The organism is Pseudoalteromonas sp. S1608, from assembly GCF_005887265.1.
GTDB classification, from domain to species: Bacteria; Pseudomonadota; Gammaproteobacteria; order Enterobacterales; family Alteromonadaceae; genus Pseudoalteromonas; species Pseudoalteromonas undina.
Genome location: NZ_PNDK01000040.1, coordinates 1 through 19,382 on the forward strand (window position 1 = coordinate 1; position 19,382 = coordinate 19,382).

The 19,382-nt window shown below is 40.8% G+C and carries 16 protein-coding genes; 8 read left to right on the plus strand and 8 right to left on the minus strand.

Translation table 11 applies throughout. The annotated features are described in order from the left end of the window. The first annotated feature begins 278 nt into the window (after nucleotides 1-278). From dapB to CWB75_RS15100, 5 genes are all read left to right on the plus strand, one after another. Entirely contained in the window at nucleotides 279-1,076 is a 798-nt protein-coding gene (dapB, locus tag CWB75_RS15080; protein WP_075169083.1) for a 4-hydroxy-tetrahydrodipicolinate reductase, read from the plus strand. 362 nt (nucleotides 1,077-1,438) lie between these two features. Then, nucleotides 1,439-2,575, plus strand: coding sequence for a glutamine-hydrolyzing carbamoyl-phosphate synthase small subunit (gene carA / locus CWB75_RS15085; RefSeq protein ID WP_008113125.1), 1,137 nt, complete (start codon nucleotides 1,439-1,441; stop codon nucleotides 2,573-2,575). Nucleotides 2,576-2,591: 16 nt separating this feature from the next. Beyond that, the gene (carB, locus tag CWB75_RS15090; RefSeq protein WP_138571087.1) at nucleotides 2,592-5,810 is read left to right on the plus strand and encodes a carbamoyl-phosphate synthase large subunit; all 3,219 of its coding nucleotides are present in this window, start codon (nucleotides 2,592-2,594) and stop codon (nucleotides 5,808-5,810) included. A 50-nt stretch (nucleotides 5,811-5,860) separates the two neighbouring features. Further along, nucleotides 5,861-6,337, plus strand: a complete 477-nt coding sequence (gene greA / locus CWB75_RS15095) for a transcription elongation factor GreA (protein WP_010388635.1) — start codon at nucleotides 5,861-5,863, stop codon at nucleotides 6,335-6,337. Between the two features lie 170 nt (nucleotides 6,338-6,507). Then, nucleotides 6,508-7,566 (plus strand): S66 family peptidase, encoded by a 1,059-nt coding sequence (locus CWB75_RS15100; RefSeq protein ID WP_138571088.1) that lies wholly within the window; start codon nucleotides 6,508-6,510, stop codon nucleotides 7,564-7,566. Nucleotides 7,567-7,611: 45 nt separating this feature from the next. Here the strand turns inward: CWB75_RS15100 and CWB75_RS15105 are convergent, their stop codons facing one another. Continuing rightward, complete coding sequence (locus CWB75_RS15105) at nucleotides 7,612-8,268, minus strand: nitroreductase family protein (RefSeq protein ID WP_055012950.1); 657 nt, start codon at nucleotides 8,266-8,268, stop codon at nucleotides 7,612-7,614. Nucleotides 8,269-8,395: 127 nt separating this feature from the next. Between CWB75_RS15105 and CWB75_RS15110 the strand changes: the two genes are divergently transcribed. Beyond that, nucleotides 8,396-9,337 carry a LysR family transcriptional regulator gene (locus CWB75_RS15110; protein ID WP_171039127.1) on the plus strand — a complete coding sequence of 314 codons (942 nt, stop codon included), beginning with the start codon at nucleotides 8,396-8,398 and terminating at the stop codon, nucleotides 9,335-9,337. Between the two features lie 196 nt (nucleotides 9,338-9,533). Here the strand turns inward: CWB75_RS15110 and CWB75_RS15115 are convergent, their stop codons facing one another. From CWB75_RS15115 to CWB75_RS15125, 4 genes are all read right to left on the minus strand, one after another. After that, nucleotides 9,534-9,821, minus strand: a complete 288-nt coding sequence (locus CWB75_RS15115; protein ID WP_138571090.1) for a hypothetical protein — start codon at nucleotides 9,819-9,821, stop codon at nucleotides 9,534-9,536. Continuing rightward, a complete protein-coding gene (locus CWB75_RS19105) occupies nucleotides 9,814-9,990 on the minus strand; it encodes a hypothetical protein (RefSeq protein WP_171039125.1) in 177 nt (58 codons plus the stop codon). Before CWB75_RS19105 ends, CWB75_RS15115 begins: the two co-directional genes overlap by 8 nt. A 141-nt stretch (nucleotides 9,991-10,131) precedes the next feature. Continuing rightward, nucleotides 10,132-13,284 (minus strand): efflux RND transporter permease subunit, encoded by a 3,153-nt coding sequence (locus CWB75_RS15120; protein WP_138571091.1) that lies wholly within the window; start codon nucleotides 13,282-13,284, stop codon nucleotides 10,132-10,134. Between the two features lie 3 nt (nucleotides 13,285-13,287). Beyond that, the gene (locus CWB75_RS15125) at nucleotides 13,288-14,460 is read right to left on the minus strand and encodes an efflux RND transporter periplasmic adaptor subunit (RefSeq protein ID WP_138571092.1); all 1,173 of its coding nucleotides are present in this window, start codon (nucleotides 14,458-14,460) and stop codon (nucleotides 13,288-13,290) included. Between the two features lie 171 nt (nucleotides 14,461-14,631). Here CWB75_RS15125 and CWB75_RS15130 point away from each other — a divergent pair, with 171 nt between their 5' ends. Beyond that, the gene (locus CWB75_RS15130) at nucleotides 14,632-14,895 is read left to right on the plus strand and encodes a YkgJ family cysteine cluster protein (RefSeq protein ID WP_041708812.1); all 264 of its coding nucleotides are present in this window, start codon (nucleotides 14,632-14,634) and stop codon (nucleotides 14,893-14,895) included. Nucleotides 14,896-15,358: 463 nt separating this feature from the next. Here the strand turns inward: CWB75_RS15130 and CWB75_RS15135 are convergent, their stop codons facing one another. Then, the gene (locus tag CWB75_RS15135; RefSeq protein ID WP_138571093.1) at nucleotides 15,359-17,212 is read right to left on the minus strand and encodes a TonB-dependent receptor plug domain-containing protein; all 1,854 of its coding nucleotides are present in this window, start codon (nucleotides 17,210-17,212) and stop codon (nucleotides 15,359-15,361) included. Nucleotides 17,213-17,414: 202 nt separating this feature from the next. Here CWB75_RS15135 and CWB75_RS15140 point away from each other — a divergent pair, with 202 nt between their 5' ends. Further along, complete coding sequence (locus CWB75_RS15140; RefSeq protein WP_138571094.1) at nucleotides 17,415-17,918, plus strand: peptide-methionine (S)-S-oxide reductase; 504 nt, start codon at nucleotides 17,415-17,417, stop codon at nucleotides 17,916-17,918. A gap of 389 nt (nucleotides 17,919-18,307) precedes the next feature. On the opposite strand, the gene CWB75_RS15145 is transcribed toward CWB75_RS15140, so the two are convergent. Next, nucleotides 18,308-18,607, minus strand: coding sequence for a hypothetical protein (locus CWB75_RS15145; RefSeq protein ID WP_138571095.1), 300 nt, complete (start codon nucleotides 18,605-18,607; stop codon nucleotides 18,308-18,310). A 201-nt stretch (nucleotides 18,608-18,808) separates the two neighbouring features. Next, a complete protein-coding gene (locus CWB75_RS15150) occupies nucleotides 18,809-19,360 on the minus strand; it encodes a DUF4136 domain-containing protein (protein ID WP_138571096.1) in 552 nt (183 codons plus the stop codon). Between the last annotated feature and the right edge of the window lie 22 nt (nucleotides 19,361-19,382).

A 19,382-nucleotide genomic window follows, 5' to 3' on the forward strand; every position in this document is an offset into this window, starting at 1 on the left:
GCCCTTCGGGTTCTTCCTAGGGGCGATTTACTCTTTGTTGCCTACATGGATGTAGGTAAGGGGCGTGAGCAGGACGCGGAAGCTTTGCTCGGTTTTTACTTAGCCCACTAGGTTACAAACCTCGCGCCACGATTAAACCGCTCCTAGTTTAAACAAATTTTAATCCGCAAAGGTCAACAGACCCTAAAATAATCGAAGCTTTTTTATAAGCTTTCCTGACTATTACATGAGTTTTAGATAAAATCTAGCTAACTAAAAAATACATAGGTTGTAAAAAGATGAATCGAGTAGGTGTGTTTGGTGCTAATGGCCGTATGGGCCTGGCACTTTTAGAAGCAGCAACAATCAATAAAAATTCACAATTAGCGGCGGCCTATGTACGCAGTGAGTCTGAGTTAGTCGGTCTATCGGTTAATCAACTTAATAGTGCAGCAGCTAAAGACATTCACTTTAGCAGTGAACAGCAAGTTGAAAATGTAGATGTGCTTATAGACTTTACCCTTCCACAAGGCATGAGAAATCACTTAAAAACAGCTGTTGCGCAAAAAACACCTATGGTAATTGGCACCACTGGCTTAACTCATGATGATATGGCTCTATTAACAGATGCCGCTAAACATATCCCGATCGTATTTGCGCGTAATTATAGCGTGGGCGTAAATTTACTGCTTAACTTAGTGCAAACAGCAGCGACAAAATTAGGCGATGATTTAGATATTGAAATTTTTGAAGCGCATCATCGCCATAAAATCGATGCGCCATCGGGTACAGCATTAGCTATTGGCGAGTCGATTGCACAGGCTAAAGGGTGGGATCATGATGAGGTTGCTGTTTATGATCGTAACAACATAGAGCAGGCCAAATCACAAAATGAAATTGGCTATTCGGTGCTAAGAGGCGGCGATATAGTAGGTGAACACACGGCCTACTTCGCTACAATGGGCGAAAGACTTGAATTAACCCATAAAGCAAGTTCTCGAATGACCTTCGCCCTAGGTGCTATAAGAGCTGCGCAGTGGTTGAAAAATAAACCAGCAGGACTTTATGATATGCAAGATGTGCTAGATTTAAAGTAGTTAAGTTCCTTTTTTAACGCTTTGAGGTGGTTTTTTGTTATAACCACTTATTTATTGCAATTTACTAATTAGCGTTAGACCTAAAAGCCAACTTCATGTAGAATGCAGCCAATTTGCCAAAAATTACTAAATGCGTGTTTCCAATTATACTCATATGGTTAGCAAAACCGGGGTTTGTGTGGGAATAAAAAGAGTTTTAGGCAAGAAAAATGAATGAAGGTTTAGTGGTTTACATCGGCATCATTTAAGACTGCGTAAAACAATTTAAGCTCACAGAAATCAGGTTTTGACCAATTATTTGGGTATTGGCGGGGTGTTAAGCAATTTGTTTACTCCCGTTTTTTACTGTTAGGAGGTTTAACTTGACTAAATCCGCTCTGTTAGTCCTAGAAGACGGCACAGTGTTTCGCGGTACTGCAATCGGCGCTGACGGCATGTCAGTCGGTGAAGTAGTATTCAATACGTCTATGACTGGTTATCAAGAAATTTTGACTGATCCATCGTACGCGGAACAAATCGTAACTTTGACGTACCCACATATCGGTAATACGGGTACCAACAGCGAAGACGAAGAAGCGAGTCACATTTGGGCTAAAGGCCTAGTGATCCGTGATTTGCCACTGCTAGCAAGTAATTTTCGTAACGAGCAATCGTTAGATGATTACTTAAAAGAACGTAATATTTTAGGTATTGCGGACATCGACACCAGAAAACTAACCCGTATTTTGCGTGACAAAGGCGCACAAAATGGCTGTATTGTTGCTGGTGACGAACTAGACGAGAAAAAAGCGCTCGAAGCCGCGCAAGCCTTCCCAGGCTTAAAAGGTATGGATTTAGCAAAAGTTGTCTCAACCAAGGAAAATTTTGAGTGGCGCGAATCAAGCTGGACATTAGGCGAGGGGTTTAAAACCTTACACGCTGATGATGAAAAGTTTCATGTTGTTGCCTACGACTTCGGTGTTAAACGTAACATTTTACGTATGCTTGTTGATCGTGGTTGTAAACTGACCGTTGTCCCAGCACAAACCTCTGCCGCTGACGTACTAGCCTTAAACCCAGATGGTATTTTCTTATCAAACGGCCCTGGCGATCCTGAGCCATGTACTTATGCCATTGATGCAATTAAAACCTTTTTAGAAACCGACACGCCAATTTTTGGTATTTGTTTAGGGCATCAACTACTAGCACTTGCCTCAGGTGCTAAAACAGTAAAAATGAAGTTTGGCCACCATGGTGGTAACCACCCAGTTAAAGATCTTGACCGCGATGTTGTAATGATCACTGCACAAAACCACGGTTTTGCTGCAGATGAAGCCACATTACCAGATAACTTACGTGCTACGCACAAATCGTTATTTGACGGTACATTACAAGGTATTCACCGTACAGATAAACCAGCGTTTAGCTTCCAAGGTCATCCTGAAGCAAGTCCTGGTCCGCACGATGCAGCCCCATTATTTGACCACTTCATCGACTTGATGCAAGCGCGTAACCACTAATTTAACCGGAGTAATAATGCCAAAACGTACCGATATAAAAAGCATTCTTATCTTAGGCGCAGGCCCAATTGTAATTGGTCAAGCTTGTGAATTTGACTACTCTGGTGCTCAAGCGTGTAAAGCACTAAGAGAAGAAGGCTATAGAGTTATATTAGTTAACTCAAACCCAGCCACTATCATGACTGATCCAGAAATGGCCGATGCAACATACATCGAACCAATTCACTGGGAAGTGGTAGAAAAAATTATTGAAAAAGAAAAGCCAGATGCTGTACTGCCTACAATGGGTGGTCAAACGGCATTAAACTGTGCGCTTGATTTAGATAAGCACGGTGTATTGGCAAAGCATGGCGTTGAGCTTATTGGCGCAACAGCCGATGCAATCGATAAAGCAGAAAACCGTGAGCGTTTTGATGTTGCTATGCGTAACATCGGCCTTGAATGTCCACGTGCTGAAATTGCCCATTCAATGGATGAAGCTCGCGATACCATGACCCGAATCGGCTTACCGTGTATTATTCGTCCTTCTTTCACAATGGGCGGCACCGGTGGCGGTGTGGCTTACAACATGGAAGAGTTTGAAGAAATTTGTGAGCGCGGTTTAGACCTTTCACCAACCAGCGAGTTATTAATTGATGAATCGTTAATTGGTTGGAAAGAATACGAAATGGAAGTTGTTCGTGACAAAAAAGACAACTGCATCATCGTTTGTTCTATTGAAAACTTTGACCCAATGGGTGTGCACACAGGTGACTCAATTACTGTTGCGCCAGCACAAACATTAACAGACAAAGAATACCAAATCATGCGTAATGCCTCTATGGCCGTATTGCGTGAAATTGGTGTTGAAACCGGCGGTTCAAACGTACAATTTGGTGTAAACCCAGTTGATGGACGTATGGTTATCATTGAAATGAACCCACGTGTATCACGTTCATCGGCCCTAGCGTCTAAAGCAACGGGTTTCCCAATTGCTAAAATTGCAGCAAAATTGGCTGTAGGTTACACACTTGATGAGCTTCAAAACGATATTACTGGCGGTAAAACACCAGCATCGTTTGAACCTTCAATCGATTACGTGGTAACAAAAATTCCTCGCTTTAACTTTGAAAAATTTGCCGGTGCAAACGACCGTTTAACGACGCAAATGAAATCAGTAGGCGAAGTAATGGCGATTGGTCGTAACCAACAAGAGTCATTACAAAAAGCATTACGTGGTTTAGAAGTAGGCGCAACGGGCTTTAACCCAATTGTGGCGCTTGACGACCCGAAAGCAAAAGAAAAAATCATTCGTGAATTACGTGAGCCAGGTGCAGAGCGTATTTGGTACATTGCCGATGCAATGCGCCATGGTATGAGTGTTGAAGATGTGTTCGAACTGACTAAGATTGACCCTTGGTACTTAGTACAAATTGAAGACATCCTAAAAGATGAAGCTAAAATTTCAGAAGTCGGTATGGCCGGCTTAAATGCAGACTTCTTGCGTAAACTTAAACGCAAAGGCTTTGCAGATCCGCGTATTGCAGAAATTGCTGGTGTGTCAGAAGCTGAAATTCGTAAAAAGCGCCATCAACTCAATATTGTACCTGTTTACAAACGCGTTGATACTTGCGCCGCAGAATTTAGCTCAGACACTGCTTACATGTACTCATCTTACGATGAAGAATGTGAAGCTAACGCATCTGACCGCGATAAAATCATGGTAATTGGTGGCGGTCCTAACCGTATCGGCCAAGGTATTGAATTTGATTACTGTTGTGTACACGCAGCCCTTGCGCTTCGCGAAGACGGCTACGAGACCATCATGGTTAACTGTAACCCTGAAACGGTTTCTACCGATTACGACACATCTGATCGTTTATACTTTGAGCCAATTACGCTTGAAGACGTACTAGAAATTGTACGTGTTGAAAAGCCAAAAGGCGTTATCGTGCAGTACGGTGGTCAAACACCACTTAAACTAGCGCGTGAGCTTGAAGCTAACGGTGTACCTGTAATTGGTACTTCACCTGATGCAATTGACCGTGCAGAAGACCGTGAGCGTTTCCAACAACTTGTTGAGCGTTTAGACTTACTGCAGCCAGAAAATGCGACGGTTACCTCTACTGAAGAAGCACTACTTAAATCAGTTGAAATTGGTTTCCCACTGGTAGTGCGTCCTTCGTACGTATTAGGTGGTCGTGCGATGGAAATTGTATACGATGAGCAAGACTTACGTCGTTACATGACCGAAGCCGTATCTGCATCAAATGAAGCGCCAGTGTTACTTGACCGTTTCTTAGATAACGCAATAGAAGTTGACGTTGACGCAATTTGCGACGGCGAGCAAGTGATTATTGGCGGCATCATGGAGCATATTGAACAAGCAGGCGTTCACTCTGGTGACTCAGCATGTTCATTACCAGCTCACTCGCTAACGCAAGAAGTGCAAGATGTGATGCGTAAGCAAGTAACTGATATGGCACTTGAACTTGGCGTAGTTGGTTTGATGAATACGCAGTTTGCGGTTAAAGATGGCAACGTGTATCTAATCGAAGTAAACCCACGTGCAGCACGTACAGTTCCATTTGTATCTAAAGCAACGGGTGTAGCACTTGCAAAAGTAGCGGCACGTTGTATGGCGGGTCAATCTTTAGCAAGCCAAGGCATTACTAAAGAAGTGATTCCACCTTACTACAGCGTAAAAGAAGTGGTATTGCCATTTGCTAAGTTCCAAGGTGTGGATCCTATCCGTGGCCCAGAAATGCGCTCTACGGGTGAAGTAATGGGTGTTGGTGATACTTTCGCCGAAGCGTTCGCAAAAGCACAATTAGGTGCAAGCAACACTTTACCACGTGGTGGTCGCGCGTTACTATCTGTACGTAATAGCGATAAGCCACGTATTGTAGAACTAGCTAAAACCATGACAGACCTTGGTTTTGAGCTAGATGCAACAGGTGGAACAGCTGCTGCACTTGAAGATGCTGGAATTACGGTTCGCCGTGTAAATAAAGTATATGAAGGTCGTCCGCACATTCTTGATAGAATCAAAAATGGCGAGTATAGCTATATCGTTAATACCACCGAAGGTCGCCAAGCGATTGAAGATTCGAAGGTGTTACGTCGTGGTGCATTGCAGCACAAAACCAATTATACTACGACATTGAATGCGGCATTTGCTAACTGTACTGCTAACCAAGCAGATGACCGCAGTAAAGTGACGTCTGTTCAAGAACTACACCTGCGATTGAACTAAGGAAATGTGCCAAGGCCGTAACCACGGCCTTGGGATTAAGTGAGAAAAGTATGCAATCAATTCCAATGACAGTTCGTGGCGCAAAATTATTGCGCGATGAACTTAACGAATTAAAAACTGTTACCCGTCCAAAAATTGTATCTGATATTGCTGATGCACGTGAACACGGTGACTTAAAAGAAAATGCTGAGTATCACGCTGCGCGTGAGCAACAGGGTTTTTGTGAAGGCCGTATTCAAGAAATTGAAGCAAAACTTTCAAACATGCAGATGATTGACGTAACAAAGATGCCTAATACAGGTAAAGTGATTTTTGGTACTACAGTAACCATCGTTAATGTTGAAACCGACGCTGAAGTTAAATATCAGATTGTTGGCGATGATGAAGCAGATATTAAAAGTAATTTAATCTCTGTCAATTCACCAATTGCTCGCGGCTTAATTGGTAAACAAGCGGATGACGCTGTGATTATCAAAACGCCAAAAGGTGATGTAGAGTACGAAATCATTGAGGTTGAGTATATTTAATTAGTTAACTCACTTTAACGTTTTATAAAAACCAGTGCTTAGCAATAAGCACTGGTTTTTTTATGCTTGGTTTTTATATTTGGTTTAGATACCGGTCAATTATTATTCATTGTTTGTAAATGTAGGCTATGTTGTTATGGTAGTAACCTATTCTTCAATAAGGAAATAATATGGCAAATATACTGTATCCAGCACCTTTAAAAGTGGGATCTAAAATCGCCGTGTGTTCTTTATCTGCGGGGATCAAATCAAAATATCACCCACGGTTAGACATCGTCATTAATGGCTTAAAACATCGAGGTTATGAGGTTGTTGAAGGGGAGTTTTTACGTCAAAACGAGCCGCGAACTCAACTTACTGCTAAGCAGCATGCTAAGCAGTTAATGGAGTTTTTATTGGATGATAAAATAGATGCGATTATGCCGCCAATGGGCGGAGAGCTGGCAATGGAAATATTGCCGTTACTTGATTTTGGCGCAATTAAAAATGCCAAACCTAAATGGTTGGTGGGTTATTCAGATGTCAGCACGATTGCTTGTGCACTGACAGCAAAATGTAATTGGGCAACACTGCATAGCGCCAATTTAATTCAGTTACACCCCGATGAAAAAGATCCGTATTGTCTACAAATTTTTGAAAGTCTAAGCTATGAGGCTAATAGTGAGTTTGAGCAAGCCCCCTCGACTTACCATCAACATAGCAAGCCTGATTATGCACAAAACCCAAACGTATTATTTGATCACAGCGCGCCAACCCAGTGGCAATGTTTAAATTACACTGATAAACGCAGTATTGAAATGTCAGGGCGATTGTTTGGTGGGTGTCTTGATACGGTTGGGCTGTTGCTTGATTCGCCTTTTTTAGCACTGCATGAGTTTAAAAAGCATAATGCCTCGCAAGGTATTGTGCTTTATTTAGAAAGCGCAGAGCTCACGCCAGCGACCGTTGCAAGGTTTTTATTGTCACTTAAATTAGCGGGCATGTTTGATGATATAAACGGGGTGATTATTGGTCGTCATGTGACCTTACAAGGACAAGATCCAGGGTTTGATTATCGCCAAGGCTTAAATGCCGCTTTTGGTGGGTGTTTATTTCCGGTGATCATAGATGCCGATATTGGCCACATTCCTCCTAATTTAAACTTAGTTAATGGTGCATTATGCACTGTTACCGCAGATGTTGAACAAGGCAAAGTGCTCAGTGCATCTGTGGTCACAAAACTAGCCTAGTAATAATAAACTGCTCACTTACTATTTAAAGTGAGCAGTTATGACTTATAAAACCTGAATAATTTGTTCTTTGCTTAAACGTGATTTTGGCAGCTTAGCATTGTAGTCTTCTTCAGCGTCATGGTAGCCCAGCGCAAGTGCGACATCACAGATGTAGCCGTCTAATTCGCTTGCGAACTCCTCACCAATCAGTTGTGCATCAACGCCTTCCATCGGGGTGGTATCAATCCCTAAGCGTGCTGCTGCATGCATAGTATTGCCTAAAGCAATGTAGGTTTGTGCTTTAGTCCAGGCGGCATTATTACCCTGCTCATCGGTATTTAAATCCACAAACGCAAAGGCGCCAAAAGCTTGCTCGCGGTTTTCTGTTTGAGTTCGGCCATTTTTTATATCAGCATCAATTACTTGGCCATAGTTTTCACGGGTATATTGTGGATTATGAGCGAATAAAATAATGTGTGATGCCGCTTTAATGTGTGGCTGATTAAATTGAAACTTATTAGCAAAGGTACTGTGCATACGCTCTTTTGCGGCATCAGATTCAATCACAATAAATTTCCAAGGCTGTGAATTAATAGACGAAGGAGAAAGACGCATAGCATTATACAATACCGCTAAATCGTCTTGAGAAATGCGCTTTGTAGCATCATAACGTTTAGCAGTGTGGCGGCTTTCAAGATCGCGAATAATAGGGTGAGTCATAGTCTCTCCATAATAAAAAAGGGCTGATAAATAGTGTTCATTGAGTGTATGAGCAGCATAATACAATTTGCTTTATTTAAAATAAACAGCATAATTATTGAATCATTATCAAATAAAAATAGATAATATGCAGGTTGATGACTTAAAACTGATTTTAAAAGTAGCTGAGTGTCGAAGCATTACGCTAGCAGCAGCCAAGTTAGATATGCGCACAGCAACGGCCAGTGCTGCTATTAAGCGTGTAGAGTTGGCACTTGGCTGTGAATTATTTATTAGAACCACTCGGCATTTGCGTTTATCTAGTGCAGGGGAGCGATACATTCCCCAATGCGAACAAGCGCTGGCCGTGCTTGAAACGGCAAGGCAAAACCTTAAAGGAGAACATGATGCCATTGAAGGGGAGTTACGGGTAGCTACCTCATCTGATTTAGGGCGCAACTTAGTGATCCCTTGGATTGATGAAATCATGGATAAGTACCCAAGTGTGAGCTTGCGCACGCACATTAGCGACAGTAATATCGATTTTTTTCGTGACTCGGTTGATATAGCTCTACGTTATGGCTCACCCAGTGATAGTAGTGTATATGGATTTAAAATTTGCAACGTACCGCGACTACTTTGTGCTACACCTACCTATTTAGCTAAATATGGTGAGCCAGAGCACCCAGATGATTTAGCGCAGCATCACGGATTATTTTACCAGCTGCAAGATATTATCAATAATGTGTGGGAATTTACCGACGGTGGGAAAAAATACAAAGTAAAAATGCAGGGCAGACGTGCCTCAAACGATGGCGATTTAGTCAGGCGTTGGTGTGTTGCAGGTAAAGGTTTAGCGGTTAAATCAGCGTTAGATATTGCCGATGACTTATTAAATAAACGCGTTGTTACTGTGATGAATAATTACCAGCATACCTGTGGTGAGCTGTGGCTCATTTGCCCAAGCAGGCAATCGATTACTCCCGCTGTACGACTATTGCGCGATGTGTGCAGAGAAAAAACCGCTCACATATTGAATCAGCTAGTAAAACAGGGGATTGTTGATAAACGTATATTAATTAACGAGTAACAAATACACGTTTAGTAACGTTAATTTCAGTGATTATTAAAAAACGCCAATCAAATCCTTTACGAGGAATATGTTTATACTGAGGGGAATATTTAGGCTTTATCTTACTTAATTATGATTATTAAATATCATCATGTAAAAGGCATAAAAACGAGTAATTTATTGAATTCATCATAGGATATTTTTAATTACACAATTATATGTTGAGTAACATAGATAAAGCTAACCCTGTAATGAGCAATAACAATCCGATAATTTGTGTTGCTATATCTCTTTTGCGAACGAGGGTTTGTGCTATAGGACTAGTTAGTTTACGAGTAAGAAAGTTTGCAGGGATTAAGCGAATGCTCGCAAAGCCCATAAAACAAAAACCAAAAGCAATGAGAAAGCTCGAATAGGTGGAGTCAATAATGCCACCGATAAACGTGAATAAGGCGATCAAATAAAGTGACATACTTGGCCAATGTATTACTTTTTTATTCATAGTCAGTCCCTGATAACCCTTCATCAAACCCAAGTAAAAATTCTAATCCTACAAATGCAAAAGAAATAGTTATTGCACCCAAAAGCATTAAATTGCGGTTGTTCTTTTTGTAACCCAGAGTAGTCAATACGGCAAAGGCGATAAATAAGATAAGCTGAATTGTGCCCATGGTTAATCCTTTTAGAGCAAAGTTTAGAGTTAAGTTACCAGTAGGGAGAAAAACTGGCAAATAGTTTAATGCTATTTTTTAACTATAAATAAAAAGCTCGGCATAATTATGCCGAGCTTTTTTGGTTGGGATTTTACTTAATTAACTATTGGTCGTTACTGGTTGGCCATCGACAATAGGGTCTTTACCGCGCCACTTTCGAATTATGCGTTTTGTATCTTCAAGCGCAACGTACTGACAAGGTATAAGAATAAGCGTAATTACTGTGGCAAACAGCACACCAAAGGCGAGTGATACGGCCATAGGTATTACAATTTTTGCTTGTAAACTGGTTTCCATAATAATGGGCATTACGCCAATAAAAGTAGTGACTGAGGTTAGTAATATGGCTCTAAAGCGACGCGCTCCGGCTTGCATTACCGCTTCTTTTATTGCCACACCTTCTGCACGGGCTTTGTTTACAAAATCCACCATAACAAGTGAATCATTAACCACTATACCGGCTACAGCGATAATGCCGAACATTGATAGCCCGCTCATGGTCATACCTAAAGCCATATGACCGAACATAGCACCCACAACACCAAATGGGATCACCGACATAATGATCAGTGGCTGAGAATATGAGCGAAGTGGAATGGCAAGTAGCGCAAAAATAATCATTAATGAGATTGCAAAATCACGTAGTTGTTCATTAGCACTTTCCATCTCTTCTTGAATACGCCCAGCAACATTACTTTTTACACCAGGGTAGTTTTTAAGAAGTGCAGGTAAGTAAACATCACGAATTTCTTGTGCAATGGCAAATGGCTCTACTTCGTCGCTATTGACCGCAGCCCATACATTAACAGTACGATTTGAGTTTTCACGTCTGATACTGCTTACGCCGTCAACTAGCTTGACTATAGCTATTTCACTCAAAGAAACTTCAGCGCCCGCAGGGGTGATAATACGCGTATCTTGGATGTTGCTTATTGAGTTACGCTCGCTTTGTGGGTAGCGAATCATTACTTTGATTTCTTCACCTTCACGCAGAATACGCTGTGCTTCAAGGCCGTAATAGCTAAAGCTTACTTGAGAGGCCACATCAGCAAGGGTTAAGCCCATACTGTAAGCAAGTGGTTTTAAATCAAGTTGCACTTCGTCGGTGGCACTTTGCAGTGAGTCATTTACATCACCCACACCTTCCATACTTTGTAACTTAGCTTTTAGTTTGCTAGATACTTCTTTTAACTCGTCGGCATTTTTTCCTTCGAGTCTAAAGCTAACGTCGCCATCATCACGACCACCACCAAAAATACTATCTTGAATAGTGAGTGTTTTAAGCCCCGGTAGCGGCGGCATTTTTTCACGCCACATAGTGCTTAGCTCAAAGGTATCGATTGGGCGTAAGTGAGGCTCTACTAAAATGGCCATAATACTCGCATTAGTACGACCACGCAGACTAACAGACAAATCACGGATCATAGATTGGCCATACTGCTGCTCTAGTTCTTTGTCGACGCTCAGTAATACATTTTCTATTTTACGCGCTGTTTCAAGCGTGGCTTGCTCAGAAGAGGCAAGGTTCATTTCTAGCGATATACGCGGAAAATCATGCGGAATTTTAGGGTTTGGTACAAATTTAACCATTCCACCGGCAAAGAGTCCTGCACTGACAATTAAAATACATAAAAAGCCAATAATCACGGTATAGCGATAATGGATACAACGACCGATAAATGGAGTGTAATAATGTTCAACAAAATGCTTTAAGCCACTATCAACTGCATTACGTAATTTATGTAATGGGTTTTTAGGATTAGGCTTACGCGGGTTCATTGCTGCGATGTGTGCAGGTAAAATTAGTTTTGATTCAATCAGTGAAAAAATTAAGCATAAAATAATTACTACACCAATTGCTTTCGAAAACGCAGCGCTCGGCCCTGAAGCCATTGCTTGAGGTAAAAATGCAGCAATAGTGGTTAGTACACCAAAGGTTGCTGGCATGGCTACACGTTTTACACCACGAATAACGTTGTTAAGTGAGTGCCCATGTTTTTCAATTTCAGCACTGGCCGACTCACCTACAACAATGGCATCATCAACCACAATCCCCAAAACAATAATAAAGGCAAACAAAGACACCATATTAATAGTAATGTCTAAAAAGCCGATAGGCATAAATAAGAATGCCCCTAAGAAAGACACTGGTAGGCCCATCATTACCCAAAACGCTAATCTAAGAGGTAAAAACAGCGCTAATACCAGCATAACTAAAATACCGCCCCACACCATGTTATCGACCATCATGTCGAGGCGACCTTCAAGGTAGTAGGTTAAATCAACGATGGGTGATAACTTAACGCCTGCAGGAAGTTGATCGGCTTTGTCAGCTAGGTACTTTTTAAGGACTTTAGCAACAACGGTAATGTCTTGATCTTTTGAGGCATCAATTTCAAACGACAGTGAATTTTTGCCATTGTATTTAGAATAAAGTAAGCCTTCTTCAAAGCCATCATTAATGGTGGCTACATCGCCTAATTTAATTTGAGCACCGTCTGGTAATGTAATTAGCGGTAACTTTTCAAATTCACCGCCACGATAGGCTTGCTTTTCGACACGCATCGAAATGTAGCCAGTATCAGAGCGAATTTGCCCCGCCGACATATTAGTAGAAAAGCTTTGCACCGCATTAGAAACATCTCTAAACGTGAGTCCGTATTCGCGAAGTTTATCAGGGCTAATTTCAATACCAATTTCGTAGTCTAAGCCACTGTAAAAATCAACTAGGTTTACATGAGGAAGGTTTTGTAATTCATCTTTAATATCATTACCAAGTTCTTTTAACTGGTAATAACTCATATCACCATAAAGCGCGAGTATCATTACTTCTTGTTGAAATTTTTCACGCTGAACAACAGGGCGTTCCATACCCGCAGGAAACGTATTAATTGAATCTACTTGCGCTTTTATTTCATCTAGCGCTTCTTTGGCGTCATATTTTTCTTCAATCTCAACCCAGGCTTGTGCATAGCCTCGGTTAGAGTAAGTGATTAGACGTTTAATACCTTCGGTACCTTCAAGGTTTTCTTCAATTTTTATAGTAATGCCTTCTTCCACTTCTTGTGGCGCGGCGCCAGGGTAAATAGCTTGTATACTTACCCAGTTACTTTCAAATTGAGGAAAGGCTTGTTTACGAATTGTCAGCGCGGTTAACAACCCGCCAATCAAGACAAAAATCATGATTAGGTTAGCAGCAACGGGGTTACGCGCAAACCACGCAATTAACCCTTTTTCATCAGTTGTGGTCATCGTTTACTCTCCTTTTAACGCAAGTTGAGTAACGTCTGGTTTGGTCACTGTATCTTCTATTTTTACTGCCATCCCTTCGGTTGGGTATTCAAGGGCAGAAGTAATCAGTTGCTCTCCCTCTGCTAAGCCCTGATTAGCGATGACCATGCCATCTTGTTCGCGAATAATATTGAGTGTTTTAAATGATAGAGTTAAATCATCGTTTAATACTGCAATTTTATTATTTTTAACCAGATGATGAGGGACGACAATAGCGCCATTAACGGCGCGGCCTTCAATTGTAGCGTTAATGTATGAGCCAAAACGAAGTGGCTGAACCCCTTCATATGGGGTTTGAAGTTGGGCAACCAAATAACTCATACGGCTTTTTTGATCAATCACACCTTCACTTCGTACCACTTTAGCCTGCCATGTGGTTTCTTTCCCTGCATATTGCGCATTAAATTCAACTGTTGCACCTATGCCACTATTATTAAGGTATTGCAGCTCTTTATCGGCAACAGGTAAACGCACCTCGGCGACCTCAGTTGAACTAAGAGAGCCAAAGCTATTACCAGGATTAACTACCGAGCCTAAACTAATACTGCGCTCGTTTATAATCGCATCGTAGGGAGCTTTAATATATGTGCGTTCTAAATTACGTTTAGCACGTTTTACACTTGCTTGTGCTGAGCGATATCGCGCCATTTTTTCAGCTAATTGCGGTTTACGTAAATACAGTGCTGATGCGGTAACATCGCTTGAGTCTGCTTTAATGCGTTCCCATTCGGCTTTAGCAACATGCGCTTGTGCGCGTTCAATCTCAAGCGCTGAACTTGCTTGGGCAAGGCCAGCTTCTGCTTCAATTAAATCAGCTTCGTAATCATTTGGATCAATTCGTGCTAAAATGTCGCCTTGCTTTACAAAGGCACCTTCAACAAATTGTCCTGCAACTGAAATAACTTGGCCACTCACCTGAGCAATCAATTCAGTGCGGTCTTTTGGTTGTACAATACCGTACGACTTTACATCGAGGGTTATTGCATCAAGGTGAACTGGTTGTGCTGCAACCAAAGGACGCATGTCTTGGGGGGGCTTTTCTTCAGGTGGCTTTTTCATTGCAGAAAAGCCTGCTGCGAGGCCAATGCCACCAACAAGGACCGCGATCGGAAGTATTATTTGTTTTTTAGTCGCCACAGGGCATTCCTTCATAAATTGTGCTGATGGACTAATGATACGCAATAAAATGTTTACAGTGTATTTGAAGATGTAACAAGTCATTGCACAAGGCGGTTACAAATAGAACGAAATACGCTATTTATGTACAAAGCAGCAACAAAAAAATTGAAATTTATTACTGAGGTTAGAATGAAAACACAATCAATGGCGTGCCGTTTAGGCTGTGGAGCATGTTGTATTGCGCCGAGTATTAGCTCGCCAATTCCAGGTATGCCAAACGGTAAAAAGGCCGGAGAACGTTGTATTCAGCTGGATGAACGAAATCTGTGCAAGTTATTTGGTGATGAGTCGCGCCCTAAAGTGTGCAGTGACTTTAGTGCCACGTTAGATGTATGCGGGACGACTAATGAGCAAGCATTAACGTTAATTACCGAATTAGAGCAATTAACCTAATTTATTGTATTAAATACACATATATTTACAATTAATACGTTTGAAAAGTGTAGACACTTACTTTGTGTTTCTAAAACCCATACTTAGAGAAGAAAATTACGTATCTACTTTACATTGTCGCTAGTGTTACCTCATTTATTTCTCATTTAATTCTCTCAGTTCATAATTTTTTAATTATAAATGCACAAAGAGGGCGAAGAGGCGCTGCGCTTTAAGAGTGAGTGACTTAGAAATAAAGTTATTTGGCTTAGTTACTAGTGATTTCTCATTTACTTCTCATTCACTTCTCTTTGCTCATACTATTTCAATTATGCATGTACACAGAGGAGGGGATTCTGCGCTTTTAGAATACTTAGGGAGGGCTGCGAAATGAGGTTTCTGATTCAGCTTTCTACTAGTCTGTTTCTTATTTTAATTAAAAAAACAAGCTCAGCGTGGAGTAAGCCCTCGCTGAGCGATAAAGTTACCAGCTATACGTGGCACTTAGTGTATATTGCTCGCCACGACCTGGCGTACCTGGAATTTCTTCAAACGACTCATCCCATAAGTTATCAGCCGCAAGACTAATAAAGAAGTTAGGCACAGCTGGTGGAGTTATTTTTAACGTCAGCTGAGTAAATAACGCCTCGTCACCTGAACGGCGTAGCGCATTTCTATGCTGTTTACGCCATTCATTATCTACTCGAAATTCTAATACATTCGTCGGGTTCCAAATCGCACCTAGAGTTAACCGGTGATCAGGAAAATTTAAGGCATAAAAGCTAGCATCAATATTTTCAGCGCCGTAGGTTTCTGTTTTATGTAAGTACGCATAGCTGGCAATAATTTCTGCGTTATCAAATTGTTTAGTAGCTAAAAATTCAAGGCCTGCGGTATCAATATCAACCGGCTGTGCAAATCGTGCTGAGCTTGAATCAAAGTTAAATGTCCAATCGGTTAGGTTGTTATCTTTACGATAAAAAAGCGCTGAATTAAGTTGCCAGCTTTGTTGCTCAAGCAATAAGCCCAGCTCTAAGCTTTTGGTGGTTTCACGTTCAAGGTTAGCGTTACTTCTAAACAAACCACCAGACTCACTGCCACCAATGGCGGTGTAGCCTGCTACTTGGCTTGCCTCGGCATACGATAAATACAATGTACGCTCAGTGCCATCGTTATTTTGGGTATTGAAACTAACATCACCAATCAGTGATAGCTCAGAATCATCACGACTGGTGTTATCAAATGCAGCCCCTAAACGCAACCTTAGTTGCTGATCACTTGCAAGTGATGCTGTGTACTCTGGTAATACACTAAGCTTAAAGTAGTTACGTGAAGTGAAATTATTTTCAAGGGTGGTGGAGTCAATACTGTCTTCTATATATTGCGCCGAGTAATTAACCGCAACTGACTTTGTTTGCGCATGACGACCTGAAATAGCCAATGATTTTACTTGTGTTTCATGAAATGCTTGGAACGCGCTTGGGTTTTCTCTTGAATAGACATAATGGTCGTTATGCTTGCGGTAATAAGCCGATACTTCAAATTCACTGTTGGTAGCATAGGCTTGTTTATGGTTGAGCATCCATAATTGAGTTTCTAAGTCTTCGGTTTCATTTACACCAAATGGGGTATAAAGGTTTGGCCAACCAAAAAACTTTTCTTGTAAGCCGTAAAATAAATCAGTTTGTGAATCGCTCCCAGTTAACTGCACTCTGCCAGAAGTACGGGTAAAGTCATGATCGCCAAAATCAATTGAACCATCACTTTGTGAGTGCGAATGTTCACCTTCAAAACCAATGCGCCAATTAGCGTTTGCTTCAAGTGGAGTACTCACACCTGCATGAATTGTTTGTAAGTTAAAGTCATTTGAGCCAGCGCCCAAAGAGACACTACCACCGGTTGTTATTGGTTTCCAAGCAAACGACACAGTACCCACAGAGCTATTCATGCCATAAAGTGCGTTATCGGCTCCGGTTAATACGCTAGCACCTGTTAGCATTTGTGGTGCAATAGGAATTTCTGCAAAGTAGTGACCAGACTGCGGGTCGAGTAGAGTTGCACTGCCGACTCTAAAGCCGGTATTTTCAAAAATACCCCCGCGTATCGTTACATCAGCTTGTGCTTCAGCCATATTACGTGATTGCAAGTCAACACGCGGGTCGTACTCTAAATTTGAAATAGGTGAATCAAATGTACCAACGGGTAAGGTATTGGCAGTGGGTGACGCCTCAATTGTTATTTGTTCTATGGTTGCTGTTTCTTTACTCTGCTCTGCATAAGCAACAGTTGAAATACTGGCTAACACGGCCGGTATAATAAGGTGCGGGGCACGATTCATATCATTATTCTCATTTTATGCAATGGCGCTAACAATTAAATACCTATCATTTTTTATCACATGATAAGGTAAGCTCACTAAGCTAGGGTGATTTTGGGCGCTATTGTACATTAATGATAAAAAACTGCATTTGATAATCAAATCTAGCGTTACAAAATAGTAACTCTGCAACCTATAAATTATTTACATTGGTCACTTTATTATGCAAACACAACAATCGAGTCATTCATTAAATCAGCACACACTTTATTTTGCTGGTGGTTGTTTATGGGGCGTGCAAGAGTTTATGAGGTATTTACCTGGAGTAGTGACTACTGAGGCGGGGCGTGCCAACGGCACGAGTAACACAACACAAGGTGAATACGATGGCTATGCCGAATGCGTGAAAGTAACCTTTGATGCCCAAGAAGTAACCTTAAATGAATTAATTGGCTATTTTTTTGAAATTATTGACCCATACAGTATCAATAAACAAGGTGACGATGTAGGCGAAAAATACCGTACCGCCATTTTTAGCCAAGACAGCAATCATTTAAACATCACCAGAGACTATATTAGCCAGCGTGATGATGCTGAAAAAATAGCGGTACAAGTAGCGCCACTGACTAATTATGTCCCTAGCGATCCCGAGCATCAAGACCGTTTAACCAATCACCCTAATGATTATTGCCATATCCCAATTGATTTATTGCACAAGTATAAATAACAACTTCATTGGGGCGTATTTAAATAAAAAGTGCTGGTAACTAATGAAACTAATTTTTGCCTCGTTTGTACTTTTTTTTATTTTTATCAGGCTTTTTCTTTTTTCGCGGGAACATATCTCTAAAAAGATAGGGCACAGCTAAAAAGTAGATCCCAGTTCCTAAGTAAAGAAAAAGGTATAATAGATAAGTAAACGGCGACGCTGAAAAGAAATAAACGTCAGATTCGACCCGGTAATCTGTTGGAGTCAGAATATAGCCATCATGTATAAATTTTATCGCAAATATAATAGATAAAAGGCCTAAAGCCCAAGATACTAAAGAGAATGCGATTTGATTCAATAGCATTCTCGTATTACTGATATCTACATATTTTACTTTTGGTTTCTTTTTATTTTTTGATTGCTTCATTTTGGCCAAAAAAAGTAATAATGATTGCTACTAATATTCCTACAAAACCAGCGCTTGAAAAAATTAGACTGTATTCACTCTTAATATTGAAGATATTTAATAGGCTGGTTATTAATAATAAAAAAATGCCAATAATTTTTATTATCATGAGTGTTTTATTCAAACAAAACCATGTTTGACAAGAAGGGCATTGTTTTTCAATAAAAATACTATTTTTGTTAATATTTTTTATATCTTTAGCTGCAAAATTACTTCTACAATTTGGGCACGTTTCTTTCATTTTAATCCTTTAATTTATCCCACAACTTTAAACACAACGTTTACTAAACGTCTTATTGATAAAGCTTTATCCTTGTAACATGATTACTATAGCATTGAGCTATCATCTTGTTAATGTGTAACTTATTACTTTATAGGTAAACAGTCTTTAAGCCATAAAAAAGCCCGCAAACATGCGGGCTTTTTAAATATTAATTAAAACTTACTGCTGCTTTTTTGGCGGGAAGTTGCTTAAAATATTGGCAACCGTTTCTTTAATAGCAGCTTCACGTTGTGATGGGGTTTGTTTTTTCTTTAAACGACCATCTTTAGCACCACGCCAAATTAATTGGTTTGACTCACGATCAATAATATCGATCACTAATGTGCCCACTTCATATTCGCGTGCGCTTACATCGTGGTTAAAGCCTGTGCCCCAGTAACCCCAACGTGCACCGTAGCCTACGTTAAAGCTATCAACTTCAAGCTCTTTATCTACACTTGCATGGTAGTTAACAAGTACATCAGCTTGCGCTACGTCAACTAATTGCATACCTAATTGTTGGCTTAGTTGGTTGTTTACCGCATTGCGAACGCGTTTTTCCATAAGCCCACTGATTTGGTAGTTATTCGTGTCTTTGGTTAGACTCGCGTTTTCTACCCAAGCAAACGTTTTGTAGTTACTAAAGTTTGCTGATTTATCGTAATCCCAATCGGGTGTTTGTGTACAGGCGGTTAGTAATGCCAGTGCTGCGACAATAAATATGTGTTTCATTCCGTTTGCTCCAATAAAGTGC

What these genes read in the sequence shown, in the direction of transcription:
- dapB (WP_075169083.1), top strand. Translation starts at nt 279, where the DNA reads ATGAATCGAGTAGGTGTGTTTGGTGCTAATGGCCGTATGGGCCTGGCA.
- carB (WP_138571087.1), top strand. Translation starts at nt 2,592, where the DNA reads ATGCCAAAACGTACCGATATAAAAAGCATTCTTATCTTAGGCGCAGGC.
- greA (WP_010388635.1), top strand. Translation starts at nt 5,861, where the DNA reads ATGCAATCAATTCCAATGACAGTTCGTGGCGCAAAATTATTGCGCGAT.
- CWB75_RS15100 (WP_138571088.1), top strand. Translation starts at nt 6,508, where the DNA reads ATGGCAAATATACTGTATCCAGCACCTTTAAAAGTGGGATCTAAAATC.
- CWB75_RS15105 (WP_055012950.1), bottom strand. Translation starts at nt 8,268, where the DNA reads ATGACTCACCCTATTATTCGCGATCTTGAAAGCCGCCACACTGCTAAA.
- CWB75_RS15110 (WP_171039127.1), top strand. Translation starts at nt 8,396, where the DNA reads ATGCAGGTTGATGACTTAAAACTGATTTTAAAAGTAGCTGAGTGTCGA.
- CWB75_RS15115 (WP_138571090.1), bottom strand. Translation starts at nt 9,821, where the DNA reads ATGAATAAAAAAGTAATACATTGGCCAAGTATGTCACTTTATTTGATC.
- CWB75_RS19105 (WP_171039125.1), bottom strand. Translation starts at nt 9,990, where the DNA reads ATGGGCACAATTCAGCTTATCTTATTTATCGCCTTTGCCGTATTGACT.
- CWB75_RS15120 (WP_138571091.1), bottom strand. Translation starts at nt 13,284, where the DNA reads ATGACCACAACTGATGAAAAAGGGTTAATTGCGTGGTTTGCGCGTAAC.
- CWB75_RS15130 (WP_041708812.1), top strand. Translation starts at nt 14,632, where the DNA reads ATGAAAACACAATCAATGGCGTGCCGTTTAGGCTGTGGAGCATGTTGT.
- CWB75_RS15135 (WP_138571093.1), bottom strand. Translation starts at nt 17,212, where the DNA reads ATGAATCGTGCCCCGCACCTTATTATACCGGCCGTGTTAGCCAGTATT.
- CWB75_RS15140 (WP_138571094.1), top strand. Translation starts at nt 17,415, where the DNA reads ATGCAAACACAACAATCGAGTCATTCATTAAATCAGCACACACTTTAT.
- CWB75_RS15145 (WP_138571095.1), bottom strand. Translation starts at nt 18,607, where the DNA reads ATGAAAGAAACGTGCCCAAATTGTAGAAGTAATTTTGCAGCTAAAGAT.
- CWB75_RS15150 (WP_138571096.1), bottom strand. Translation starts at nt 19,360, where the DNA reads ATGAAACACATATTTATTGTCGCAGCACTGGCATTACTAACCGCCTGT.